At 69.0% G+C, this 23296-nt stretch carries 21 protein-coding genes; 14 read left to right on the top strand and 7 right to left on the bottom strand.

The window, feature by feature from the left end:
• Positions 1 to 58: 58 nt before the first annotated feature.
• Together mshA and ACLM5J_RS00780 are read left to right on the top strand one after the other, a co-directional pair.
• On the top strand, positions 59 to 1318 hold the full coding sequence (gene mshA / locus ACLM5J_RS00785; protein ID WP_413654097.1) for a D-inositol-3-phosphate glycosyltransferase: 1260 nt from the start codon (positions 59 to 61) through the stop codon (positions 1316 to 1318).
• A complete protein-coding gene (locus tag ACLM5J_RS00780; protein ID WP_413654096.1) occupies positions 1311 to 1835 on the top strand; it encodes a YbjN domain-containing protein in 525 nt (174 codons plus the stop codon). The genes mshA and ACLM5J_RS00780 overlap by 8 nt, the downstream gene beginning before the upstream one ends.
• Before the next feature lie 4 nt (positions 1836 to 1839).
• On the opposite strand, the gene ACLM5J_RS00775 is transcribed toward ACLM5J_RS00780, so the two are convergent.
• Together ACLM5J_RS00775 and ACLM5J_RS00770 are read right to left on the bottom strand one after the other, a co-directional pair.
• Entirely contained in the window at positions 1840 to 2520 is a 681-nt protein-coding gene (locus ACLM5J_RS00775; RefSeq protein ID WP_413654095.1) for a response regulator, read from the bottom strand.
• A complete protein-coding gene (locus tag ACLM5J_RS00770; RefSeq protein WP_413654994.1) occupies positions 2517 to 3677 on the bottom strand; it encodes a sensor histidine kinase in 1161 nt (386 codons plus the stop codon). The genes ACLM5J_RS00775 and ACLM5J_RS00770 overlap by 4 nt, the downstream gene beginning before the upstream one ends.
• 127 nt (positions 3678 to 3804) lie before the next feature.
• Between ACLM5J_RS00770 and phoU the strand changes: the two genes are divergently transcribed.
• Complete coding sequence (gene phoU, locus ACLM5J_RS00765; protein WP_413654094.1) at positions 3805 to 4455, top strand: phosphate signaling complex protein PhoU; 651 nt, start codon at positions 3805 to 3807, stop codon at positions 4453 to 4455.
• A 110-nt stretch (positions 4456 to 4565) separates the two neighbouring features.
• Here phoU and ACLM5J_RS00760 read toward each other — a convergent pair whose 3' ends face one another.
• From ACLM5J_RS00760 to ACLM5J_RS00750, 3 genes are all read right to left on the bottom strand, one after another.
• Positions 4566 to 5321 (bottom strand): phosphoglyceromutase, encoded by a 756-nt coding sequence (locus tag ACLM5J_RS00760; RefSeq protein ID WP_413654093.1) that lies wholly within the window; start codon positions 5319 to 5321, stop codon positions 4566 to 4568.
• The gene (locus tag ACLM5J_RS00755; protein ID WP_413654092.1) at positions 5321 to 5923 is read right to left on the bottom strand and encodes a hypothetical protein; all 603 of its coding nucleotides are present in this window, start codon (positions 5921 to 5923) and stop codon (positions 5321 to 5323) included. The genes ACLM5J_RS00760 and ACLM5J_RS00755 overlap by 1 nt, the downstream gene beginning before the upstream one ends.
• A gap of 103 nt (positions 5924 to 6026) precedes the next feature.
• Positions 6027 to 6815, bottom strand: coding sequence for a hypothetical protein (locus ACLM5J_RS00750; RefSeq protein ID WP_413654091.1), 789 nt, complete (start codon positions 6813 to 6815; stop codon positions 6027 to 6029).
• A 225-nt stretch (positions 6816 to 7040) separates the two neighbouring features.
• On the opposite strand from ACLM5J_RS00750, the gene ACLM5J_RS00745 reads away from it, so the two are divergent.
• From ACLM5J_RS00745 to ACLM5J_RS00710, 8 genes are all read left to right on the top strand, one after another.
• Positions 7041 to 7526: a CarD family transcriptional regulator gene (locus ACLM5J_RS00745; protein WP_413654090.1), complete on the top strand. Its 486-nt coding sequence runs from the start codon at positions 7041 to 7043 to the stop codon at positions 7524 to 7526.
• A gap of 214 nt (positions 7527 to 7740) precedes the next feature.
• Positions 7741 to 9240, top strand: a complete 1500-nt coding sequence (locus tag ACLM5J_RS00740) for an MFS transporter (RefSeq protein ID WP_413654089.1) — start codon at positions 7741 to 7743, stop codon at positions 9238 to 9240.
• Positions 9240 to 11300 carry a molybdopterin oxidoreductase family protein gene (locus ACLM5J_RS00735; RefSeq protein WP_413654088.1) on the top strand — a complete coding sequence of 687 codons (2061 nt, stop codon included), beginning with the start codon at positions 9240 to 9242 and terminating at the stop codon, positions 11298 to 11300. The genes ACLM5J_RS00740 and ACLM5J_RS00735 overlap by 1 nt, the downstream gene beginning before the upstream one ends.
• On the top strand, positions 11297 to 12703 hold the full coding sequence (locus ACLM5J_RS00730) for an FAD-dependent oxidoreductase (RefSeq protein ID WP_413654087.1): 1407 nt from the start codon (positions 11297 to 11299) through the stop codon (positions 12701 to 12703). Before ACLM5J_RS00735 ends, ACLM5J_RS00730 begins: the two co-directional genes overlap by 4 nt.
• A gap of 412 nt (positions 12704 to 13115) precedes the next feature.
• Entirely contained in the window at positions 13116 to 15668 is a 2553-nt protein-coding gene (nirB, locus tag ACLM5J_RS00725) for a nitrite reductase large subunit NirB (protein WP_413654086.1), read from the top strand.
• Positions 15665 to 16006, top strand: coding sequence for a nitrite reductase small subunit NirD (gene nirD, locus ACLM5J_RS00720; protein WP_413654085.1), 342 nt, complete (start codon positions 15665 to 15667; stop codon positions 16004 to 16006). Before nirB ends, nirD begins: the two co-directional genes overlap by 4 nt.
• A complete protein-coding gene (locus ACLM5J_RS00715; RefSeq protein WP_413654084.1) occupies positions 16003 to 17124 on the top strand; it encodes a uroporphyrinogen-III synthase in 1122 nt (373 codons plus the stop codon). Before nirD ends, ACLM5J_RS00715 begins: the two co-directional genes overlap by 4 nt.
• On the top strand, positions 17121 to 17822 hold the full coding sequence (locus ACLM5J_RS00710; protein WP_413654083.1) for a sirohydrochlorin chelatase: 702 nt from the start codon (positions 17121 to 17123) through the stop codon (positions 17820 to 17822). The genes ACLM5J_RS00715 and ACLM5J_RS00710 overlap by 4 nt, the downstream gene beginning before the upstream one ends.
• On the opposite strand, the gene ACLM5J_RS00705 is transcribed toward ACLM5J_RS00710, so the two are convergent.
• The gene (locus ACLM5J_RS00705; protein WP_413654082.1) at positions 17777 to 18691 is read right to left on the bottom strand and encodes an alpha/beta fold hydrolase; all 915 of its coding nucleotides are present in this window, start codon (positions 18689 to 18691) and stop codon (positions 17777 to 17779) included. The two genes, ACLM5J_RS00710 and ACLM5J_RS00705, sit on opposite strands and share 46 nt — an antisense overlap.
• A 123-nt stretch (positions 18692 to 18814) precedes the next feature.
• Here ACLM5J_RS00705 and ACLM5J_RS00700 point away from each other — a divergent pair, with 123 nt between their 5' ends.
• Positions 18815 to 19597, top strand: coding sequence for a MerR family transcriptional regulator (locus tag ACLM5J_RS00700; protein ID WP_413654081.1), 783 nt, complete (start codon positions 18815 to 18817; stop codon positions 19595 to 19597).
• A 29-nt stretch (positions 19598 to 19626) separates the two neighbouring features.
• Here the strand turns inward: ACLM5J_RS00700 and ispF are convergent, their stop codons facing one another.
• Positions 19627 to 20118: a 2-C-methyl-D-erythritol 2,4-cyclodiphosphate synthase gene (gene ispF / locus ACLM5J_RS00695; RefSeq protein WP_413654080.1), complete on the bottom strand. Its 492-nt coding sequence runs from the start codon at positions 20116 to 20118 to the stop codon at positions 19627 to 19629.
• A 74-nt stretch (positions 20119 to 20192) separates the two neighbouring features.
• Here ispF and ACLM5J_RS00690 point away from each other — a divergent pair, with 74 nt between their 5' ends.
• Both ACLM5J_RS00690 and cysS read left to right on the top strand, forming a co-directional pair.
• Positions 20193 to 21803 (top strand): molybdopterin-dependent oxidoreductase, encoded by a 1611-nt coding sequence (locus ACLM5J_RS00690; RefSeq protein ID WP_413654079.1) that lies wholly within the window; start codon positions 20193 to 20195, stop codon positions 21801 to 21803.
• A 56-nt stretch (positions 21804 to 21859) separates the two neighbouring features.
• Positions 21860 to 23266, top strand: a complete 1407-nt coding sequence (cysS, locus tag ACLM5J_RS00685; RefSeq protein WP_413654078.1) for a cysteine--tRNA ligase — start codon at positions 21860 to 21862, stop codon at positions 23264 to 23266.
• Positions 23267 to 23296 lie beyond the last annotated feature (30 nt).

Raw genomic sequence — 23296 nt, 5'->3', positions numbered from 1 at the left:
GCGGAATACTTTGATGCGACGTCTGGTTGCGCATCGTGGCGCCGAAGGAGGTGGAGACGTGACGGACAGAGTGGCCATGATCAGCCTGCACACCTCTCCGCTCGACCAACCCGGTACCGGCGACGCCGGCGGGATGAACGTCTACGTCATCGAGCTCGCGAAGCGGATCGCCGCCCGCGGGATCGGCGTCGACATCTTCACCCGCGCCACCGCCTCCCGCCTGCCCCAGGTGGTCGAGGCGGGCGACAACATCTTGGTCCGCCACGTCGCTGCTGGACCGTTCGAGGGGCTGAGCAAGGCCGAACTGCCGGGCCAGATGTGTACGTTCGCTCGCGAGGTCCTGCGCGCCGAGGCGGCTCATGAGGCCGGTCACTACAGCGCCGTGCACTCGCACTATTGGCTCTCGGGTCAGGTCGGGGCGTTGGCCCGGGACCGGTGGGGTGTTCCGCTGATCCACTCGATGCACACGATGGCGAAGGTCAAGAACGACGCGTTGGCGCTCGGGGACACCCCGGAGCCGGCGGCCCGGGTCCTCGGCGAGGAACAGGTCGTCGCCGCGGCGGACGCGCTGATCGCGAACACCGACCTGGAAGCCAAGCAGCTGATCAATCTGTACGACGCGGACCCGGCCCGGGTCGAGGTGGTTCACCCCGGCGTCGACCTCGATGTCTTCCGGCCCGCGCCACAAGCCGACGCGCGACGACGGCTCGGGCTTCCGATCGACGCACACGTGCTCCTCTTCGCCGGCCGGATCCAGCCGCTGAAGGCACCCGATGTGCTGCTCCGGGCGGTCGCCGTCCTGCTCGCCCGTGACCCTGCGCTCCGTTCGCGGCTGGTGGTGCCGGTCGTCGGCGGACCCTCGGGGAGCGGGCTGGAGCATCCGACGATGCTGGCCGATCTGGCACGGGACCTGGGGATCGCCGACGTGGTTCGTTTCGTACCGCCGGTCTCGCAGTCCGTGCTCGCCGAGTGGTGTGCCGCAGCGACCTTGGTCGCGGTGCCCTCGTACAACGAGTCGTTCGGTCTGGTCGCGGTCGAGGCCCAGGCCACCGGTACCCCGGTCGTCGCCGCCGCGGTCGGCGGCCTGACCACGGTGGTCCGGGACGGCCGCTCGGGTCTTCTTGTCGACACCCACGAACCGGGCGACTGGGCCGGTGCGATCAAGAAGGTGCTCGACGACGAGGCGTTGCGCGCCCGGTTGGCCGCCGGCGCCTTGGTGCAGGCGAACGAGTTCTCCTGGGAACGGACGGCGGAGTGCACGCTGGCCGTCTACGCCCAGGCCGCAGAGATGATGCGACGGGAGGCCACTGTTGGCTGAGGACGAGATCGGTACCGATGCCTGGAGTGCGGAACGGTCGGCTGCCGCCGATGCGGTCCGCGGTTGGCTGCGCGAGAACGAGGTCGAGTTCGCCGAGGAGCGACCCGGCGTCTTCTCCTTCGCACTGCCCGGTGAGAAGAAGCTCCAGACGCCGGTCCGCCTGGACGCCGGTACGCATGCGCTCGGCGTCCACGCATTCGTCTGCCGCAACCCCGACGAGAACCACGCAGGCGTGCATCGCTGGCTGCTGGAGAAGAACATGCGGCTCTACGCCGTGGCCTTCGCCCTCGACGAGCTCGGCGACATCTACCTCGACGCCCGGCTGCCCCTGGAAATGACCAGTGCCGAACAACTCGACACGTTGCTCGGCACGGTGTTGGCCACCGCCGACGAATCCTTCAACACCCTGCTGGAGTTGGGGTTCGCGACGTCGATCCGTAAGGAATGGGAGTGGCGGATCTCGCGGGGCGAGTCCACCGCCAACCTCGAAGCGTTCCGCGGTTGGTTGGAGAGCTGAACCCCTACAGGTCCAGCTTGTAGCCCAACCCACGCACGGTGACCAGGAACTTCGGCGTCGCCGGGTCCGGCTCCAGCTTCGCCCGTAGCCGCTTCACGTGGACGTCCAGCGTCTTGGTGTCGCCGACGTAGTCCGAACCCCAGACCCGGTCGATCAGCTGGCCGCGGGTGAGCACCCGGCCCGGGTTGCGCAGGAACATCTCGAGGAGCTCGAACTCCTTGAGCGGCAGCCGCTGCTCGACGCCGTCGACGGTGACTACGTGGCGTTCCACGTCCATCCGCACCGGGCCGGCCTCCAGGGCACCCTCTTCGGGGGCGTCCTCGAAGCCGCCGCGCCGCAGCACCGCACGGATCCGGGCGACCAGCTCGCGCGGGGAGTAGGGCTTGGTGACGTAGTCGTCGGCGCCCAACTCGAGGCCGACCACCTTGTCGACCTCGTCGTCCTTCGCACTCACCATGATCACCGGGACGCTGGAGGTCTGCCGGATCTGACGGCAGACCTCGGTACCGGGCAGGCCGGGCAGCATCAGGTCCAGCAGCACGATGTCGGCGCCGGAGCGCTCGAACTCCGTCAACGCGTCGGGGCCGGTGTTCGCCACCGCCACCTCGAAGCCCTCCTTGCGTAGCAGGTAGGCCAGCGCGTCGCTGTAACTCTCTTCGTCCTCAACTACCAGCACCCGGGTCACCCGGCGTCCTCCTTGTTCAGCCTTGCGGTCTCGTTCATTGTGCTCTCGTCCGGTTCACGCGGGAGCGAGAGTGTGAAGGTGGAGCCCTGGCCCTCGATGGACCAGACGCGGATGTCGCCGCCGTGGGTGGCGGCGACATGCTTGACGATCGACAGTCCGAGGCCCGTTCCGCCGGTCGAACGGTGCCGGGCCGGGTCGACCCGGTAGAACCGTTCGAAGATCCGGTCCAGCTCGTCGGGCGGGATGCCGATGCCCTGGTCGGTGACGGCGATCTCGACCATGTCGTCGACGGCGCGGACGGTGACCAGGACCGCCGAGTTGTCCGGCGAGTAGTTGACGGCGTTGGCGACCAGGTTGCCGATCGCGACCGTCACCTGCTCGCGGTTGCCGAAGACCTGGAGGCCCTTCTCCCCGGAGGCGACGACGCGCAGCCCGCGGGCCTGGGCATCGATCGCCACGGTGTCGATGGCGACCGCGACCGCGTCGTCCAGGGAGATCTTCTCCTGGCCGTCGTGGGCGTCGTCGGACTGGAGCCGGGAGAGCTCGATGATCTGTTGGACCAGGCGGGTCAGCCGCTCGCTCTCGGTGATCATCCGGCCGGCGAACCTTTCGACGGCCTCGGGGTCGTCGGAGGCGTCCTGGACGGCCTCGGCGAGCAGGCGGATGGCGCCGACCGGTGTCTTGAGCTCATGGCTGACGTTGGCCACGAAGTCGCGACGGATCGCCTCGACCCGGCGTTCCCGGGTGCGGTCCTCGACCAGGGCGAGGACCTGCCGGGTGCCGAGCGGGGCGACCCGGGCCGTGACATGGCGGACGGGGCCGTTGCCGGTGCGGGGCAGGATCAGTTCGCTCTGCCGGATCTGGCCGTCGCGACGGACGCTGTGGATGGTGTCCATCAGCTCCTCCACCGCGACCGAGGTGCCGCGGACGATGCCCATCGCGTAGGCGGGCGCGCTGGCCTTCAACACGACGTCGTCGTCGTCGACGACGACCGCGGAGGCCCGCAGCACCGACAGCACGGCGCCGACGCCGGCCGGGACGGCGGGTTCTGGGGTCGGAGGGATTCGTTTCTGCTGGCGTTCACTGATCAGGAACGCCGCGACTACGCCGCCCAGGAACAGTGCACACAGCACGCCCATGAGCGCGAGTTCGGGCATGGTCACAGTGAGATCGTACGCAGACTTTCACCGGGCGTTTGCCGCCCCAGGGCCTGAACGCCGACTGTTCACCACCCGTTCATTACAGATCACCTCCCGGCCATCTGGGCTGGCTAGCCTCGCGTCCATGCGTGAGGCTTACTACGACCAGCTCGACTCGATCTTCGGCCAACTCGGGACCATCGCCCGTGAGGTCGAGGTCGCCGTCGGTCGAGCAACCAAGGCACTGCTGACCGGTGACGGCGAGATCGCCGAGCAGGTGATCAGCGCCGACGCGTCGATCGATCGACAGCGCGAAGAGATCGAGGACAGCGCCTTCTCGCTGCTCTCCCTGCAGCAGCCGGTCGCCGGCGATCTGCGCACCATCGTCGCGGCACTGCGGATGGTGGGCGAGCTGGAGCGGATGGGTGATCTCTCGGTGCACGTCGCCAAGGTGGCGCGGCTCCGGGTGCCCGGGGTCGCGGTTCCGCCGGACATGGTGCCGACGATCGAGCAGATGTCCGCGGTGGCGATCGACATGGTCGGCCAGGTGGCCGCCCTGATCGAGAGCCGCGACGTCGAGGCGGCGAAGGCGCTCGCCGACGACGACGAGGAGATGGACCGCCTGCGTCGGGTCTCGTTCCGCGAACTTCTCAGCAAGGACTGGCCGCACGGCGTGGAGCCCGCGGTCGACCTGGCGCTGCTCGGCCGTTACTACGAGCGGATCGCCGACCACGCGGTCTCGATCGCGAACCGGGTGATCTTCGTGGTCACCGGCGAGACGCCGTCCAACTCCTGACCTGAGGGCCGGCTGATGCCCCGGTCGCTTCGCAGCGCCGGGGCTTCTTGTTCCTACAACGCAGAAGGCCCGAACACCTGGCGGTGTTCGGGCCTTCTGTCTGCTGTTTCTTACCGGCCTTGGTTGGCCACCGCGGCGGCAGCAGCAGCAGCGGCCTCGGGGTCGAGGTAGGTGCCCCCGGCCACGGTCGGGCGCAGGTCGGCGTCGAGCTGGTAGACCAGCGGCATCCCGGTGGGGATGTTGAGGCCGGCGATCGCGTCGTCGTCGATCTGATCGAGGTGCTTGACCAGGGCCCGCAGGCTGTTGCCGTGGGCGGCGACCAGCACGGTCTTCCCGGCCTTGAGGTCCGGCACGATCTCCGCATCCCAGTAGGGCAGGAAGCGCTCGATGACGTCCTTGAGGCACTCGGTGCGCGGAGCCGCGGCACCGGGGCCACCGTTGGCGACCGAGTAACGCGGGTCCTCGGCCTGGGAGAACTCCGACTCGTCGCTCAGCGGCGGCGGGGGAGTGTCGAACGAGCGACGCCAGGTCATGAACTGTTCCTCGCCGAACTCGGCCAGGGTCTGCTTCTTGTCCTTGCCCTGCAGAGCGCCGTAGTGCCGCTCGTTGAGGCGCCACGACCGCTTGACCGGGATCCAGTGCCGGTCGGCTGCGTCGAGCGCCAGGGCGGCGGTGTTGATCGCCCGGCGCTGCAGCGAGGTGTGCACGACGTCCGGCTCGAGACCGGCGGCCTTGAGCTGCTCGCCGCCCCGGACGGCCTCGTCGCGACCGGCGTCAGTCAGTGCGACGTCGACCCAGCCGGTGAAGAGGTTCTTGGCGTTCCATTCGCTCTGCCCGTGACGGAGCAGGATGAGGGTGTAGGTCATCAGTGACCCGACCCGCCCTCTTCGACGTGGGTGTTGAGCTCATCGGTCTTGCACGCCTCGGCGATCGGGCCGTCGCCGTCCTCGCCTGCGAAGTGGTTGGTGTTGCAGACCACGGGGACCTGGATCTTCACGGTGCCCGCGTTGGCGAACTGCAGGTCGATGCTGACGAAGTCGCCGATCTTGAAGTCGCCGGTGACCGGGATGCCGGGGGCGTACTTCGGGCCGGGCTTGTCGACGGCGTCCTTACCGAGCGAGTTCAGCGCCAGCAGGCCAGCGGCCGGGATGACCAGCTTCTGGGAGGGCAGCGTGGCGGTGACGTCGCCGTTGACACCGGTCAAGGTGTCGTCGCCTGCGTTCAGGGCGTCGGTCGGCTTGTTGGTCACGTTGTTCGAGAACGTGGCGACCAGGGTGCCCTTGCCGTCCTGGGAGGCGACGATCGCTGCGTTGAGCACGTCGACCTGGCCGCTCCGGTCGTTGGCGCCCGGCGCGGGGGTGTAGACCTTGTCGGTGGCGAAGTTCATGCCACAGCCGGCCAGGGTGGGCACGGCGAGCACGAGGGCGCCGGCGGCAATCCCGCGGGCGATCCGGTTGCGAAGCAGCATCGTTTGAGAGCCTTTTGTTCGGCGGTGGACCGTCTCTGATCGGTCACCAAGTGCGAGGCCCACCCTAGATGATCGCCTGCGCGGGCGAGCGTGGTGTCCGGGGTCAGTCGGCTATGAGGCCGAAGTTGACGCCGACCAGGACGGTGGCGACCAGCACGATCACCAGGTAGCCGACGGTGAGGGCGAGCAGTTTCGGCGCGCCGGTACGCAGGGCGAGGGCCAGCGGGAGGGTGCGCCAACCGTCGGCGTTGTCGTCGACCAGGCCGGGCAGAGAGGCCAGTACGTGAAGGCCGATGCCGATCAGGGCGCCACAGGCGACGATCGCGATCGTCGGGGCACCTCCGTCGCCCTCGCCACCCCAGCCGCCGTAGGAGAGGAAGCCGGCGAAGCCGCCGAAGGTGAGCGCCCAGGTGAGGAAGGAGAGTTTGCCGCGGCGGAACAGGCCGGCGTTGCCGATCATCGCGACAGCCAGGATCGCCAGGTGGATCCCGCCGGCGATCCGGCCGTTGGCGATCGAGAGCGGCACCACCAGCAGCACCGCGACGGCGATCGCGAAGGCTGCCGTCCCGGGGTCGAGGTAGCCCTCGGCGAGCGGTTTTCCTTCACGTCCGTGGGTGCGGTCGCGGGTCCGGTCGACGAGGTCGTTCTGGAGTCCGAGGATGAACTGTCCGACAAGAACGGTCAGTAGGACCAGTCCGACCTCGCGGGTACTGCGGCCAGCCAGGGCAGCGGCGACGGTGACGCCGAGCGCGACCAGCGCCGCGCGGCTCGGGTGGCAGGCACGGAAAAGGGCAATGGGCAGTGAACGTCCGAGATCGAACTGCTCAACGAGGACTCCCTCCGCATTGACACGCTTGATCCGGCGAACGGGCTGATACCGCTTGGCAGACATAGGCCGCAGTATTGACCAATCTGGCAACGGATGCGGGCCACACGCGGAGGTTTGACCGATCGGCCAGGAGTGCTCCGGGTGTGGCTTTCGGGCGTGTCGGACGGTGTCGAGGCACATTGCCACCGTTTCTGTCAACCTTTGATGTGGCCTCTGACCTGCACAAACGCCGGATGAGGGTGCCCAAAGTCGTGTTAGACTGGTCACCTAGGAAGGGGTACTTTGCACATGACATTCACCGTCGGCGAAACGGTTGTTTACCCAAACCATGGTGCAGCGGTCATCGAGGACATCGAGACCCGCACCATCAAGGGAGAAGAAAGGGAATATCTCGTTCTTCGCATCGTCGCCCAGCAGGACCTGGTGGTTCGGGTCCCGGCCTGCAACCTGGATCTCGTCGGGGTACGCGACGTCGTTGACAAGGATGGGCTCGACCGTGTGTTCGACGTCCTCCGCGCAGCGCACGTCGAGGAGCCGACCAACTGGTCGCGTCGCTACAAGGCGAACCTGGAGAAGTTGCACTCGGGAGATGTGATGAAGGTTGCCGAGGTCGTTCGCGATCTGTGGCGGCGTGAGCGTGACCGTGGCCTGTCGGCCGGCGAGAAGCGGATGTTGGCCAAGGCGCGCCAGATCCTCGTCTCCGAGCTGGCTCTGGCCGAGCGCACCAACGAGGACAAGGCTGAGACCATCCTCGACGAGGTGCTTGCGTCCTGATCGACGCACACCCACAACGACATGAGCCCCTCACACCCGGTGGTGTGAGGGGCTCAGTCGTTCCCGGAGCATGATCTGCCGGTCCTGAGCGTGACTGTGAGCCTGTGAGGAGGAGTTGACACACCCGTGAAACAAGACGCAGCGGCGCTGTAACCGACGGTTCCTAGCCTCGACGCATCGTCGAGCAGGGCATTCGTCGCAGAAGGAGCAGCCCGTGGCCAGCAACGCTGTCAGTACCGCTTCCGGTTCCAGTTACTCACCGGGAGGAGTCACCATCGCGGACTGGCGCCCGGAGGACCCCGCGTTCTGGGAGGCCGGCGCCGCGCGGGTCGCCAAGCGGAACCTCGGGTGGTCGATCTTCGCCGAGCACCTCGGCTTCTCGGTCTGGCTGATGTGGAGTGTCAGTTCGGCCTATCTGCTGTCGATGGGATTCGACTTCACGCCGCAGGAACTGTTCCTGATCGTCGCCGCGCCGAACCTGGTGGGCTCCTTGATCCGGCTGCCCTACACCTTCGCGGTGCCGCGGTTCGGCGGACGGAACTGGACCGTGGTCAGCGCGCTGCTCCTGCTGATCCCGACGCTGCTGTTCGCCCTCTTCGTGCAGCGGCCGGAGACCCCGCTGTGGGTCTTCGTGGCGATCGCCGCGACCGCGGGGTTGGGCGGCGGCAACTTCGCCTCGTCGATGGCGAACATCAACTTCTTCTATCCGGCGTCGAAGAAGGGCGCCGCGCTCGGGCTGAACGCGGCCGGCGGCAATCTCGGGGTGGCGATCATTCAGTTCTTCCTTCCGGTCGTCGTCGGCGGTGCCGGCATCTTCGGCATGGTCACTGCCAGTGACGGGGGCATCCACCTGGAGCGTGCCTCGTACGTCTACGCGGCCCTCGCCCTGGTGGCGGCGGCGGGGGCCTTCCTCTTCATGAACAACCTGACCACCGCGAGTGTCAGCCCCCGGCAGTCGCTGGCGGTGGTCCGGAACAAGCACACCTGGGTGATGTCCTTGCTCTACATCGGGACGTTCGGTTCGTTCATCGGCTACTCCGCGGCGATGCCGCTGCTGATCAAGATCAACTTCTGGGGGCCGAGCGGCGGTCCGACCGGTACCGGCATCCACTTCGCGTACTACGCCTTCCTGGGTGCCCTGGTCGGTTCGGTCGCGCGACCCCTCGGCGGCTGGCTGGCCGACAAGTACGGCGGCGCCCGGGTGACCGCGTGGAGCTTCGTGGGGATGGGAGTCGGCACCGCAGCGGTGCTCTGGACGCTGACCCAGTTGACGCCGAACCCGGCCCAGCAGCCGTCGATCGCCCAGGACAACCAGGCCTGGTTCGGCTGGTTCCTCGCCTCCTTCCTGGTGATCTTCGCGGCGAGCGGGATCGGCAACGGTTCGACCTACCGGATGATCCCGCTGATCTGGGCACGGCAGGCCCGGACGGCGACCGCCGACGGCACACCCGAGCGGCTGGCCGCGATGCAGCAGTCCACCCGCAACGCCTCCGCGGTGATCGGGATCGCCGGCGCGGTCGGTGCGATGGGCGGCTTCCTGATCCCGATGTCGTTCGGTGCGCCCTGGGTCGACGATCCGGCCTCCGCGGCGCGAGGCGCGTTCGCGGTCTTCGGCGGCTACTACGTGGTCTGCCTGGCGATCACCTGGTTCGTCTACACCCGGCGGTCGTTCCTGGTCTCCCGGCTGCCGAGCCTGGCTGAGGCTCGGATCTGATGACCGCCACCCACTGCCCGTACTGCTCGCTGCAATGTGGCATGCGGCTGACCGTGGGGGACCGCGCCTCGGGCACCGGACCGCAGGTCTCCGGGTGGGAAGAGTTCTCGGTCAATCAGGGAGCCCTGTGCCGAAAGGGCTGGACAGCGACCGGGCTGCTCAAGCACCGGGAACGGCTGACCACGCCGTTGCTCCGTGACCGGACGAGTGGTGAACTGCGGCCAGCCACCTGGGAGCAGGCGCTCGACGTCGTCGCGGAGCGTTGTGCCGAGTTGCAGGCAGCGCATGGTGCCGACGCGGTGGCGGTCTTCGGCGGTGGCGGTCTGACCAACGAGAAGTCCTATCTCCTGGGCAAGTTCGCGCGAGTAGCGCTCGGCACCAGCCAGATCGACTACAACGGTCGCTGGTGCATGTCGTCGGCCGCGGCCGCCGGGGCCCGCGCGTTCGGTGTCGACCGCGGGCTGCCGTTCCCGTTGGCCGACATCGAGCAGGCAGACGTGGTGGTGTTGGTCGGCTCCAACCTGGCCGAGACGATGCCGCCCGCTGCTCGGCACCTGACCCGGCTGCGGGAGAACGGTGGCCGGGTCGTGGTCGTCGACCCGCGCCGGACGCCGACCGCCGAGCTCGCGGACCTCTTCGTGCAGCCGGTGCCGGGGACCGACCTCGCGGTGGCGGCGGGGTTGTTGCACCTCGTCGTCGCCGGGGGACTCGTGGACGAGCAGTATGTGGCTGAGCGGACCGTCGGGTTCGACGGCGTTCGGGAGTCGGTCACCGCGTGGTGGCCGGAGCGGGTGGAGCGGGTCAGCGGGGTGCCGACGTCGCAGCTGCGGGAGCTGGCCGAGCTGCTGGGCGCGGCGGAGAAGGTCGTCGTGCTGACGGCACGTGGTGCCGAACAGCACGCCACCGGCACCGACACCGTGCTGGCCTGGATCAACCTCGCGCTGGCGCTCGGTACGCCGGGGCGTGCGTTCAGCGGCTACGGCTGTCTCACCGGACAGGGCAATGGGCAGGGCGGGCGCGAGCACGGTCAGAAGGCCGATCAGTTGCCGGGCTATCGGATGATCGACGACCCTGCCGCGCGCGAGCACGTGGCCGGGGTCTGGGGTGTGGCGCCGGAGTCGCTGCCGGGCAAGGGCCGCTCGGCCTACGAGCTGTTGGAGGCGCTGGGCACCGACGCCGGCCCGAAGGCGCTGCTGGTCTTCGGCTCCAACATCGTGGTCTCAGCGCCCAACGCGCGCAGCGTCTCCGAGCGGTTGGATGCGCTGGACCTGCTGGTGGTGGCCGACATCGTGATGTCGGAGACGGCGGCCCGCGCCGACGTCGTGCTGCCGATCACGCAGTGGTCGGAGGAGGACGGCACGATGACCAACCTGGAGGGCCGGGTGATCCGCCGCGAGCGGGCGTTGACACCCCCGAACGGCGTCCGCAGCGACCTGGAGATCATCGCCGGCCTCGCCGCCCGGCTGGGTTCGGCGGCGTCGTTCCCGACCGAGCCGGAGGTGGTCTTCGACGAGTTGCGCCGCGCCTCGGCCGGTGGCAAGGCCGACTACGCGGGGATCACCTGGGCGCGGATCCGGGCGGAGGGTGGCCTCTTCTGGCCCTGCCCGGACGAGGCGCACCCCGGGACGCCCCGGATGTTCACGGAACGGTTCGCGCACGCCGACGGCCGCGCGCGGTTCCACGTCGTCGAGCATCGCGGCGCCGCGGAGGTGCCGGACGCCGACTATCCCGTGCACCTGACCACCGGTCGGGTGTTGGCGCAGTACCAGTCGGGAGCGCAGACCAGGCGGGTGCGCGAACTTCCGGATCAGGGACCGTTCGTCGAGCTGCACCCGATGCTGGCGCGCCGGGTCGGTGTCGTGGACGGGGAGCAGGTGGAGCTGCGCACCCGCCGCGGCGCGTTGCGGGTTCCGGCGAAGGTGGTCAGCACGATCCGTCCGGACACCGTTTTCGTGCCGTTCCACTGGGTCGGCGCGAACCTGCTGACCAACGACGCCCTCGACCCGACGTCGCGGATGCCGGAGTTCAAGGTCTGTGCGGTGGCGGTTAGCGCGGCGTGAACGGCGAACGGTTGGTGATCGTCGGCAACGGGATGGCGACGACGAGGTTGGTCGAGGAACTGGTGGCGGCCCGCTACGACGGCCGGGTCACGATCGTGGGCGACGAGCCGGGACCTGCCTACAACCGGATCCTGCTCTCGGCGGTGCTGGAGGGCACGCACTCGCTGGATGCGCTGGTGCTCCGGGCTCCGCAGTGGTTCGCGGCCCATACCGTGGACCTGCGGCTGGGGGCGCGGGTGCTGGAGATCGATCGGGAGGCCGGCGAGGTGATGCTGGTCGACGGCAGCCGGATCGGGTACGACCGGTTGGTGCTGGCGACCGGCTCGATCCCGTCGCTGCCACCGATCCGAGGTCTGGTGCAACTGGACGGGCAGCTGCACCCGAAGGTGCATGCGTTCCGGTCGTTGGCGGACTGCCTGCGCCTGTTGGGCGCGGTGCCGTCGGCCGAGCGTGCGGTGGTGGTCGGCGGCGGGCTGCTCGGCCTCCAGGTCGCGCGGGCGCTGACGGTGCGTGGCGTGCTGACCGAGGTGGTCGAGGGTGCCGAGCATCTGCTGTCCCGTCAGGTCGATGAGCAGGGTGGGTCGGTGCTGCGGCGCAGCCTGCGCAGATTGGGGACCGAGGTCTACACGGGGGTGCGGGCCGTCCGCCTCACCGACGACGGCCTCCGGCTCGACAACGGGCATGTCCTGGAGACCGATCTGGTGGTGCTGACCGCGGGTGGTCGGCCCTCGACGGCGTTGGCCCGCGGAGCCGGACTGGCGGTCCGGCGAGGTGTGGTGGTGGATGAGCGCTTGGCCTCGGTGACGGATGAGCGGATCCACGCGATCGGGGACTGCGCCGAGTTCGCCTCGCGGATCACGGGCTTCGTCGCCCCTGCCTGGGAGCAGGCCGGGGTGCTCGCGGCGGTGCTGACCCGGTCCGGCAGTCGCGTTGCGCGCTACTCCGGATCGCGCAACGTGGCGCGGCTCCGGGCGACCGGGCTCGACGTCGCGGTGCTCGGTGATCCGGAGCAGGCGGACGGCGAGGTCGTCGAGGTCACCAACCCGATCGTCGGATCGCACCGCAAACTGGTGGTGCGTGGTGGCGTGGTGGTGGCGGGGACCTTGATCGGCGACCTGTCGCGGATCGGCTTGATCACGCAGTTGTATGAGCGGGGCACGGTGCTCGGTGAGTCCGAGCCGGGCGAACTGCTGTTGGCCGAACGGCCCGCGGGGGAGTCGGGCCCGTTGCTGCCCGACGATGCCGAGGTCTGTGCCTGCGCAGGGGTCAACGCGGGCCGCCTCCGCGCATGTGGCTCGGTCGCGGAGGCGCGCGAGTCGACCCGCGCCACCACCGGGTGCGGTGGTTGCGCCTCTGTGGTGGCGCAGTTGGTGGGCCGCGCGACTGCTACGGCGGGGCCCTGATCTCGACAGGCTCGATCACCGGTGGCCCTGATCTCGACAGGCTCGATCACCGGTGGCCCTGATCTCAACAGGCTCGATCACCGGTGGCCCTGATCTCAACAGGCTCGATCACCGGTGGCCCGGTGGTCGAGCTTGTCGAGACCCAGTCGACGACTGGGGTGAGCACGCACCATTGGTGCGCCAATCGGAGCGGCCGGCGTACGGCTTTCAACGCACGGACATGATCCTGCGAGACCAGCCCAGCAGACGGCCCGAATCAAGGTCAGTGACCTCATACGGAGTGTGCGTGGCGCGACCTCCTCACGTGCGTGAAGAAGGATTGACCTCGCTGTTACACAAGCAACACGCAGCCACAACACGACGTTCCTAGGTTCGTGACCACGGGTCTACGAAGGGAACGTCGATGAGTCACATGCGTAGAACACTGGTGGTGGTGGGCCACGGGATGGTGGGGCACCGCTTCGTGCAGGCCGCGATCGAGCGGGGTGTCACCGAGCGCTGGGATCTCGTGGTCATCGGCGAAGAGCCGCGGCCGGCCTACGACCGGGTAGCCCTCACCTCGTTCTTCGAGGTCGGTGCTGAGCAGCTCTCCTTCCTGCCGGACGGCGCCTACGAGGACCCCCGGGTTCGGCTCCTGCTGAACACCTCCGCCGTCGCCATCGACCGGGAGGCACGCACCGTCGCACTCAGCGATGGCACGCACCTTGCCTTCGACGAACTGGTCCTGGCCACCGGCGCTGGGCCGTTCGTGCCGCCGATCCCTGGCAAGGAGCTCACCGGTACCTTCGTCTACCGGACGATCGAGGACCTCGAAGCCATCCGGGCCGCTGCCACCCACGCCACTGTCGGCGCGGTGATCGGCGGCGGTCTGCTGGGCCTTGAGGCCGCCAACGCCCTGGTGCAGTTGGGATTGCAGACCCACGTCGTCGAGATGGCGCCGCGACTGATGCCGGTGCAACTGGACCAACCCGCCGGCCAGACCCTGGTCCGGCACATCGAGAAGCTCGGTGTCACCGTCCACGCCGGCGCGGCCACGACCGAGGTGATCGACGCCGGGGACGGGACGGTGGCCGGACTGGGGCTCAAGGACGCCGACGCGATCCCCGCCGAGGTCGTGGTCTTCTCCGCAGGGATCCGGCCACGGGACCAGTTGGCTCGCGACTGCGGGCTGGAGGTTGCCGAGCGCGGCGGCATCCTGGTCGATCCGCAGTGCCGCACCAGCGATCCGACGATCTTCGCGATCGGTGAGTGCGCCGCGCCGGGCGGCAGGATGTACGGCCTCGTCGCTCCCGGCTACGCGATGGCCGAGGTCGCTGCCGACGCACTGTTGGGTGGCCCCGGTGAGTTCCTGGGCGCCGACATGTCCACCAAACTCAAGCTCCTCGGCGTCGACGTCGCCTCGTTCGGTGATGCGTTCGGTGCCACCGAGGGTTCGCTCGAGGTGGTCTTCGCCGACGCCGTCGCGGGGGTCTACAAGAAGCTGGTCGTCTCCGAGACCGACGACGGCCGTTACCGCCTGCTCGGCGGCATCCTGGTCGGTGACGCCTCCGCCTACGGGGTGCTTCGGCCGATGGTGGCCAGTGGCATGGCGCTGCCCGAGAACCCGGAGGAGCTGATCCTGCCGGCGTCACGGGACGGCGTACCGCAGCTCGGGATGCCGGACGACGCCGTGGTCTGTTCCTGCAACAACGTCACCAAGGCCTCGATCACCGACGCCCTCGACGGAGAGGACCATGCCTGCGCCGATGTGGCGTGTGTGAAGAGCTGTACCAAGGCCGGTAGTACCTGCGGCTCGTGCGTGCCGGTGGTGAAGAACCTGATCGAGCAGCACTTCTCGGCACAGGGGAAGGCCGTCGCGAAGGGGATCTGTGAGCACTTCGCGCACACCCGCCAGGAACTCTTCGACCTGGTTCTGGTGCACGGCTATCGGAGCTTCGACCCGATCGTCGCTGCCCACGGCTCGGGACGTGGCTGTGACATCTGCAAGCCGACGATCGCCTCGATCCTGGCCAGTCAGTTCAACGACCATGTGCTCGGCGCCGAGACTGGTGCCTTGCAGGACACCAACGATGCCTACCTGGCCAACCTGCAGAAGAACGGGACCTACTCCGTCGTGCCGCGGATCCCGGGCGGCGAGATCACCCCGGAGAAGCTGATCGTGATCGGGGAGGTCGCCCGCGACTACGGCCTCTACACGAAGATCACCGGTGGTCAACGGGTCGATCTCTTCGGGGCACGGATGGAGCAACTTCCGGCGATCTGGACCCGGCTGGTGGACGCTGGCTTCGAGAGCGGTCATGCGTACGGCAAGTCGTTGCGGACCGTGAAGTCCTGTGTGGGTTCGTCCTGGTGCCGCTTCGGCGTCCAGGACTCGGTGCAGATGGCGATCGACCTGGAGCTGCGCTATCGGGGCCTGAGGTCTCCGCACAAACTCAAGGGCGGCGTCAGCGGCTGTGCGCGTGAATGCGCGGAGGCCCGCGGCAAGGACTTCGGGGTGATCGCCACGGAGAAGGGCTGGAACCTCTACGTCTGCGGCAACGGTGGCGCTACGCCGGCCCACGCCCAGTTGCTGGCCGCCGACCTGTCCAGCGTCGAACTGATCCGCTGCCTGGACCGGTTCCTGATGTACTACATCCGGACCGCCGATCGGCTGCAACGCACCTCGGCGTGGTTGGAGACACTCGACGGCGGATTGGCTCGGGTCCGCGAGATCGTGGTCGACGACGTCCTCGGTCTCGGCACGGAGTTGGAGGCGGCGATGGCCCAGCACGTCGACACCTACGTCGACGAATGGCGTGCAACGCTGGATGATCCCGAGAAGCTGGCGCGTTTCGTCTCCTTCGTGAACGCGCCCGATACCCCCGACCCGAGCATCACCTTCACCGAGGAACGGGGCCAGATCACGCCGACGCTGACCGATGGCCCTGTGCAACTGGGCGTCACGATCCCGGTAGGTGCGCCATGACGATGCCGGAGTGGCAGCCGGTCTGTGCCTACCGCGACCTCGAGGTGGAGCGCGGTGCGACCGCCCTGGTGCACGGGCACGCGGTGGCGATCTTCCGTACCCACGAAGGAAACGTCCATGCCCTGGGGAACTACGACCCGATCGCTCGGGCGAGCGTACTGGCCCGGGGGATCGTGGGCACGCGGGGTGAGGTGCCGTTCGTCGCCTCACCGATGCACAAGCACGGATTCGATCTGCGCAGCGGGGAGTGCCTCGACGACCGGGGGGTGAAGGTCCCCGTCTACGCCGTCAGGATCGTGGACGGCATCGTCGAGGTCGGACCACGGGAGTGCGGATGAGCACGGAGCACGGCGTCCTGCCGTTGACCGGTTGCCGGGTCGGCGTCACCGCGGCGCGGAAGGCCGAGGAGCAGAACGCCCTGCTGGCACGGCGGGGTGCGTCGGTGGAGTGGGCTCCGGTGCTCTCCGTGGAGCCCAGCAAGGTCGATGAGGAAGGCCTGCGACGCGCCACCGAAGCGGTGTTGGCGCAGGACGTCGACATCTTCATCGCGACTACCGGGATCGGTCTTCGATCCTGGTTCCGCGCGGCGGAGCAGTGGGGGATCCTGGACCGGCTGATCGGCCATCTCGGAGGTGCCGAGATCCTGGCACGCGGACCGAAATCGGTGGGCGCGTTGCGTCGCGCCGGCCTGCGTGAGCTGTGGTCGCCCGAGTCGGAGTGCTTCGAGGATGTCCTCGCGCATCTACGCGGGCGCTCCCTGAGGGGCGTGCGGATCGTCGTCCAGGAGCATGGCCAATCACTCTCCACGGTCGCCAATGTCTTGCGCAGGCAGGGCGCAGAGGTCGAGGTGGTCACCGTCTATCGGGTCGAGGGGCCTGAGGATCCCGGCCGGGTCTTCGGCCTGGTCGACCTGACCGCGGAGCGCAAGCTGGACGCCGTCACCTTCACCTCCGCGCCGGCGGCGGCCTCGTTCCTGGAGACGGCGGCCGCGATGGGTCGTCGGGACGAGGTGGTGGCCGCCTTCCAGGCCGACGTGATCGCGACCTGCGTCGGACCGGTCACTGCGGCTGCGCTCGAGCTCTGGGGCGTACCGACCCTGCAGCCGGACCGCTCCCGGCTGGCCGCGATGGTGCGTGCCCTGGAGCTCGAGCTGCCGTTGCGACGGAGTGGGCAGAGCCTTGTGGTGGCAGGGAGTTCGCTGCTGCTGCACGGCGACGTCGTCCACCTCGACGGCGTCGCGATCCACCTGGCGTCGGCACAGCACGCTGTGCTGGCCGCACTGGCCGTCAACCCTGGGCACGTGGTCTCGAGGCGGGATCTGCTCGGTGTGCTGCCGAGCGGTCAGGCGGCGAGTGAACACGCGGTGGAGATGGCGGTGGCGCGGTTACGGGCCGTGATCGGTACGAAGCTCATCCAGACGGTGGTCAAGCGTGGCTATCGATTGGCCGTGGCATGAACCCGCTGATCACGGTCGCGCACGGCACCCGGCATCGGGGTGGTGCTGTGGTCGCGAGCAGCCTGACGGCGCGCGCCGGGCGGCGCCTCGGCGTCGCGGCGTCGGCGACCTTCCTGGAGTTGAACCGTCCCCGTTTCGCGCAGGTGATGGGGCAACGGTTCGAGGCCCGGCCGGTCGTCGTACCGCTGTTGCTGGCGGGTGGGGTGCATCTGGACGGTGACATCCCGGAAGCGGTGCAGGAGGGCGGCAGCGGGGCGATCATCGCGCCAGCACTGGGGCCGCATCCGTTGTTGGCCGAGGTGCTGCTGCGACGGTTGCTCGGTTCCGGGGCGCGACCGGGTGAGCCAGTGGTGCTGGCGGCGGCTGGGAGCAGTCGACCGGCCGGTCTGGTCGATCTGAAGACGGCGGGGCGCCTGTTGCAGGCACGGTGGCCCGGCCCGGTACGAGTCGCCACGATGAGCGGGTTGGGGCCGAGCCTCGCGGCCCAGATCGAGGCGAGCAAGCCGGCTGGTCGGGTGACCGTGGCGCCGTATCTGCTCGCTCCAGGGTTCTTCGCCGAACGGATCACCCAGTTGGCGACCTACAGCGGTGCCGACCTGGTGACCGAGGTGTTGGGCGCCGAACAGTTGATCGCCGAACTGATCGTGCGGCGTTACCGGTGGGCGCTGAGCACGCCGACGTTGGCGGCGACCGGCTGAGCCAACGCGTATCGGACGTACTCGTTCAACGTCGCCGAGACCGTGGTCTCGCGCTCCAGCGGCAGCATGTGGCCGGCCCGCGGCAGGATGATGAACCGGGAGCCGGGGATCGCGGAGGCGATCACCCGGCCGTGGTTGATCGGCGTCAGCAGGTCGCGGTCGCCGACCATCACGGTCACCTTCTTGCCGCCGTAGGCGGCAAGGGCACTGGTGCGGTGGTGGTTGTCGAGCATGTCGCGCAGGAAGCCCTCCATCGTCGCCGACGGCGAGTTCAGCAGCTGGTCCATGGCCAGGCCCACGTCGCGGGCCCGGGCGCCGGGGCCGAAGAGGAAACGGGCCAGCATCTGCCGTTCGGTGGTGGGGAAGAGGGCGTGACCGCGCGCGATCTTGTTGGCCCGCCGGCCCAGCATCCGGGGGAGTTGGGCCTTGAGCTTCGGCCCCATCTCCGGCAGGCCGAGGGTGACGGTGTTGAGGTGGTCCGACGAGGTGGCCAGGAAAAGCGCGGCGCGGACCCGGCCGACCAGGTCGGGACGCTGCTCGGCGAGCGCCATCATCGTCATCCCGCCGATCGAGTGGCCGGCGAAGATCAGGTCGCCGGTGGGGGCGTAGGTGTCGATCAGCTGGGCGAAGTCGCGACCCAGGTTGGTCACCGTGCATGCCGCCATCGGCGCGTGGTCGGAGAGGCCGTGGCCACGGTGGTCCCAGGTGACGATCTGGATCTGGTGGCCGAACTCGCCGAGCAGGTCCCGTACCTGGTAGTGCCACAGCTCCGTGTCGGCGGTCCAGCAGTGCGCCAGGAAGACCGTCACCGGAGCGTCGCTCGGGCCGTAGGCACGGACGTAGAGATTGAGGCCGTCGAAGGTCTGCATGGCTGCTGCTTTCTGCTCGCGACGCCGCTACGGACGGTGTGACAGCGTCTATGCGACATTGAGAATGTCATAATCGATCTCGTTGATGTCAAGGAATCGGTAAGCAAGGAGGCCCGAGCCCCGATGAGCGCACGCGAGATGACCATCGACCAACTCGCCTCAGCGGTCGGCATGACCGTGCGGAACGTGCGCGCCTACGCGACCCGTGGGCTGCTCCCGTCGCCGAAACTGGTGGGCCGCAAGGGCTTCTACGGTCCGGAGCATGAGGCCCGGCTGCGGCTGATCCGCGACCTGATCGACCGTGGCTACACCTTGGGCGCCGTCGAGAAGGCGCTGGTGGAGACCCCGGAGCTGCCCGACCCGCACGCGCTCGACCTGCTGGGTCTGTTGGCGAACCCCTGGGGCGGCGGCGCCCCGGAGCCGGAGGAGATCAGCCGCGACACGCTCGCGACGCTGGCCGGGATCGAAGGGCAGCCGGAACTGCGCGACGCACTGGTCGCCGCGATGGAGGAGCGCCGCCTGGTCGAGGTGATCGACGACGACACCCTGCGGCTGTTGCAGCCGGTGATGGTGCGGACCGGGGCGAAGGCGCTGCACATCGGGATGTCGATGGAGACCGTCCTCGGTCTCTTCGAGGTGATCACACAGGACACCAGCGAACTGGCCCAGCGCTTCGTCGACGCCGCCCGCGCCGAGGTCTGGAAGCCGTTCGCCGAGCGCGGCATGCCGGACGCCGAGTGGGAGGTCATGCTCCGCTCGTTCGAGGCGATCATCCCGGTCGCCGTCCAGTCCGTCCTGGCCGGTTTCCGGCAGGCACTGACCGCCAGCATCGAGAACGCGATGGCCGAAGAGATCAACGCGATCACCCCTGAGCAGTTGGCGAAGCTGCTTCCACCGCAGAGCTGAGAGCCTCGACGCGGGCCGACCCTCCGCGACTAGACGGTGACGACCAGCGCCGTCGCGATCGCCGCGACGCCCTCGCCGCGGCCGGTGAGGCCGAGGCCGTCGGTGGTGGTCGCGGAGAGGGTGACCGTGGCACCGGCGGCGGCAGAGAGCACCTCTTCGGCCTCGGCGCGGCGCTTGCCGACCCGGGGCCGGTTGCCGATCACCTGGACCGCGACGTTGCCGATCTCGAAGCCAGCCGCGCGGACCCGGCGTGCGGTCTCGGTGAGCAGGGCGACGCCGGAGGCGCCGGCCCACTGCGGCTCAGCGGTGCCGAAGTTGCTGCCGAGGTCCCCGAGCCCGGAAGCGGAGAGCAGGGCGTCGCAGGCCGCGTGTGCGGCGACGTCGGCGTCGGAGTGGCCCTCCAGCCCCACCGTCTCCTCGGGCCAGTGCAGGCCCGCCATCCACATCTCGCGCCCCTCGGCGAAGCGGTGGACGTCGGTGCCGATGCCGATACGAGGAAGACCGTTCACAGGCTCGATCATGCCGCACGGCACGCCGAAGGCCACTGTGCGGTGGCGGTGCGGAGCATCGGTTCTGACACCATGGCGGGGTGAGGATGGCACGGGTTGCTTGGCCGCTGGCCGGCGTGGTCGCGGGCATCGCCGGGTTGGCGGTGAGCCACGCGCTGACCATGGCACTCAGTTTGCGACCCAACCCGTTGGTCTCGATCAGCGAGTGGCTGGTCGGCCATCTGCCCGACTGGTTGGAGGACCTGGTCCACCAACTGACCGGCATCAAGGATGCCGCGCCGAGCGCTACCACCGGTGCCGAACTGCTCGAGCCGTACGTGATCGCCTTCCTCTTCCTCGGCTTCCTCGGCGTCGCCGCGGTGGCCGGTCAACTGTCGCGCCGCGGCTGGTGGCAGGCGATCCCGCTGCAGGTCGCGGTGATCGTGATCGCCGCGATCGGGATGGTCGGACGGTTCACCCTGACCTCCCTCACCGTGACGCCGGTGATCGCGGGCGGCGTCACCTGGATCGTGCTCACCTCCTTCGTCGCCGGCCCGCTGCAACGGGCCCGTGCCAGCGCGTTGCGGATGGCGGCTACGCCGGCCGACGACGGCCCCCCGGTCATCTCGGCCGAGCGGATGGCCCGTTGGTGGCGTTTCGACCGGCGGGACTTCGTGGTGCGGGCCGCCGTCGCCGGCTTCGGTGGGCTGGCGCTCTGGCTCTACGGCGGCAACTTCGCTCAGAAGCGTCGCCGCGTCGACCAGACCCGTCGGCTGCTCAACCTGCCGATCCACGACCGTGCGCCGCGTCCGGAGTTCCGGATCGACATCGACGGCGTACAGCCGTGGCGGACCAAGAACGAGAACTTCTTCAACGAGCAGACCGGTTTCGTAGACCCCGTGGTCGAGCTCTCCGAGTGGCGGCTCCGCATCCACGGCCTGGTGGAGCGGGAGCTGGTGCTCACCTACCAGGACCTGATCGACCGCCAGATCGTCGAGTCCTGGACGACGTTGGTCAACGTGAACAACCCGGTCGGCGGCGACCTGATCGGCAACGCCTGGTGGAGCGGGGTGCTGATCGGAGATCTGCTGACCGAGGCCGGCCTCGACCCGACGGCGGATGCCGTCCTGCAGCGCTCGGTCGACGGCTGGACCTGCGTCACGCCGCTGACCGCGTTGACCGACCGGCGCAATGCGATGCTCGCGGTCGGGATGAACGGCGTCCCGCTGCCGCTGGAGCAGGGCTACCCGGTCCGCTCCATCGTGCCGGGCCTGTACGGCCATGTCTCGGACTGCAAGTTCCTCACCGAGCTGAAGGTCACCCGGTTCGCCGACGACCGGGGTTTCGCCAACGAACAGCAGGGGTTCGCCGAACGGGGACCGATCAAGGTCGGCTCGCGGATCGATACCCCGCACAACGGGGACGACCTGGCGCCCGGCACGATCTCGATCGGCGGCTCGGCGTGGGCGCCGAACCGCGGCATCGCCGCCGTCGAGGTGGCCGTCGACGACGGACCGTGGCTGCTCGCGGAGCTGGCCCGGGTGCCGAACGCCGACACCTGGGTGCAGTGGGGGATCGCGGTCGAGTTGGCGTCGGGTTCGCACCGGGCCCGGGTGCGGGCCACCGCCGCCGACGGCGAGGTGCAGACCGGCGTCGTCAGCGGTACCCATCCGGACGGTGCTTCGGGCTGGCACGAGGTCGGTTTCGACGTCTCCTGACGCCCCGGGACCGCTCGGAATCGGCGGCGCGCCGCTCGGCTCATTAGGATTGCCGGGTGACTCTGCGGATCCATGACTCAGCCACGCGCACGGTGCGCGACTTCGTGCCCCTCCACGAGGGCAAGGTGGGCATCTACCTCTGTGGCCTGACCGTGCAGTCCGAGCCGCACGTCGGCCACATCCGTTCCGGCGTCAACTTCGACGTGTTGCAGCGTTGGCTGCGGGCCAGCGGCTATGAGGTCACCTTCATCCGCAACACCACCGACATCGACGACAAGATCCTCAGCAAGGCCGAGGAGCAGGGTCGTCCCTGGTACAACCTCGCCTACGAGATGGCGCACGAGCTGAGCAAGGCCTACGGCCTGCTGAACGTCGCCCGGCCGACCTACGAGCCCAACGCCACCGGCCACATCCCCGAGATGGTCGAGATGATCGAGCTGCTGATCGACCGGGGGCACGCCTACCCGGCCGCCGACGGTTCCGGTGACGTCTACTTCGACGTGCGTTCGTGGAAGGAGTACGGCGAGCTCTCCGGTCAGAAGGTCGAAGAGATGGAGGCTGCCGCGGACGCCGATCCGCGCGGCAAGCGCGACCCGCGTGACTTCGCCCTGTGGAAGGGCGCCAAGGCCACCGAGCCGTACACCGCGACCTGGCCGAGCCCGTGGGGACGGGGCCGTCCCGGCTGGCACATCGAGTGCTCGGCGATGGCCGGGAAGTATCTCGGCGAGGCGTTCGACATCCACGGCGGCGGAATCGACCTGCGGTTCCCGCACCACGAGAACGAGCAGGCACAGAGCCGCGCCGCCGGTCACGGGTTCGCCAACTACTGGATGCACAACGCGTGGATCACCACAGCGGGCGAGAAGATGAGCAAGTCGCTCGGCAACTCGCTGCTGGTGCCGAACGTCCTGGAGCGGGTCCGCGCCGTCGAGCTGCGGTTCTACATGGTCTCGGCGCACTACCGCTCGATGGTGGAGTTCTCCTTCGAGGCCCTCGACGAGGCGGCGACCGCGTTCCGCCGGATCGAGAACTTCCTCGACCGGGCCCCCGAGGCCGTGGCTCTCGCCCCGGCCCGGGCCAAGTTGCCGGCCGCGTTCACTGAGGCGATGGACGACGACCTCGGCACTCCGGCCGCGGTGGCGGTGATCGCCAACCATGTGCGTGAGGGCAACAAGCAGCTCGCCGAGGGCGATGCGACGGCCGCGGCTGTGAGTGCGGGCCGGGTTCGTGCGATGCTCGACGTGCTGGGTCTCGACCCGGCCGACGTGGCGTTCGCAGGTGGCGGCGGCGAGGAGACGGCCCTCGCGGGCGCCGTCGACGCGTTGGTGGCGAGCCTGCTGGAGCAGCGGGCAGCGGCGCGGGCGGCGAAGGAGTTCGCTGCGGCGGACGCGATCCGCGACCAGATCAAGGCCGCGGGGATCCAACTCGAGGACACCCCCGGCGGCACCACATGGAGCATTTGAGCGAGGCGCAGGCCTCCTACCCCAGATCGG

The organism is Nocardioides sp. Bht2 (assembly GCF_047308515.1).
In the GTDB taxonomy this organism is placed as follows: domain Bacteria; phylum Actinomycetota; class Actinomycetes; order Propionibacteriales; family Nocardioidaceae; genus Nocardioides.
This window is presented reverse-complemented; position numbering and strand designations above follow the sequence as displayed.

Excerpts from the sequence above, each read along its gene's own strand:
- ACLM5J_RS00770 (WP_413654994.1), bottom strand. The coding sequence starts at position 3,677 with ATGCCCGAACTCGCGCTCATGGGCGTGCTGTGTGCACTGTTCCTGGGC.
- phoU (WP_413654094.1), top strand. The coding sequence starts at position 3,805 with ATGCGTGAGGCTTACTACGACCAGCTCGACTCGATCTTCGGCCAACTC.
- ACLM5J_RS00760 (WP_413654093.1), bottom strand. The coding sequence starts at position 5,321 with ATGACCTACACCCTCATCCTGCTCCGTCACGGGCAGAGCGAATGGAAC.
- ACLM5J_RS00755 (WP_413654092.1), bottom strand. The coding sequence starts at position 5,923 with ATGCTGCTTCGCAACCGGATCGCCCGCGGGATTGCCGCCGGCGCCCTC.
- ACLM5J_RS00750 (WP_413654091.1), bottom strand. The coding sequence starts at position 6,815 with ATGTCTGCCAAGCGGTATCAGCCCGTTCGCCGGATCAAGCGTGTCAAT.
- ACLM5J_RS00745 (WP_413654090.1), top strand. The coding sequence starts at position 7,041 with ATGACATTCACCGTCGGCGAAACGGTTGTTTACCCAAACCATGGTGCA.
- ACLM5J_RS00735 (WP_413654088.1), top strand. The coding sequence starts at position 9,240 with ATGACCGCCACCCACTGCCCGTACTGCTCGCTGCAATGTGGCATGCGG.
- nirB (WP_413654086.1), top strand. The coding sequence starts at position 13,116 with ATGCGTAGAACACTGGTGGTGGTGGGCCACGGGATGGTGGGGCACCGC.
- nirD (WP_413654085.1), top strand. The coding sequence starts at position 15,665 with ATGACGATGCCGGAGTGGCAGCCGGTCTGTGCCTACCGCGACCTCGAG.
- ACLM5J_RS00715 (WP_413654084.1), top strand. The coding sequence starts at position 16,003 with ATGAGCACGGAGCACGGCGTCCTGCCGTTGACCGGTTGCCGGGTCGGC.
- ACLM5J_RS00710 (WP_413654083.1), top strand. The coding sequence starts at position 17,121 with ATGAACCCGCTGATCACGGTCGCGCACGGCACCCGGCATCGGGGTGGT.
- ACLM5J_RS00705 (WP_413654082.1), bottom strand. The coding sequence starts at position 18,691 with ATGCAGACCTTCGACGGCCTCAATCTCTACGTCCGTGCCTACGGCCCG.
- ACLM5J_RS00700 (WP_413654081.1), top strand. The coding sequence starts at position 18,815 with ATGAGCGCACGCGAGATGACCATCGACCAACTCGCCTCAGCGGTCGGC.
- ispF (WP_413654080.1), bottom strand. The coding sequence starts at position 20,118 with ATGATCGAGCCTGTGAACGGTCTTCCTCGTATCGGCATCGGCACCGAC.
- ACLM5J_RS00690 (WP_413654079.1), top strand. The coding sequence starts at position 20,193 with ATGGCACGGGTTGCTTGGCCGCTGGCCGGCGTGGTCGCGGGCATCGCC.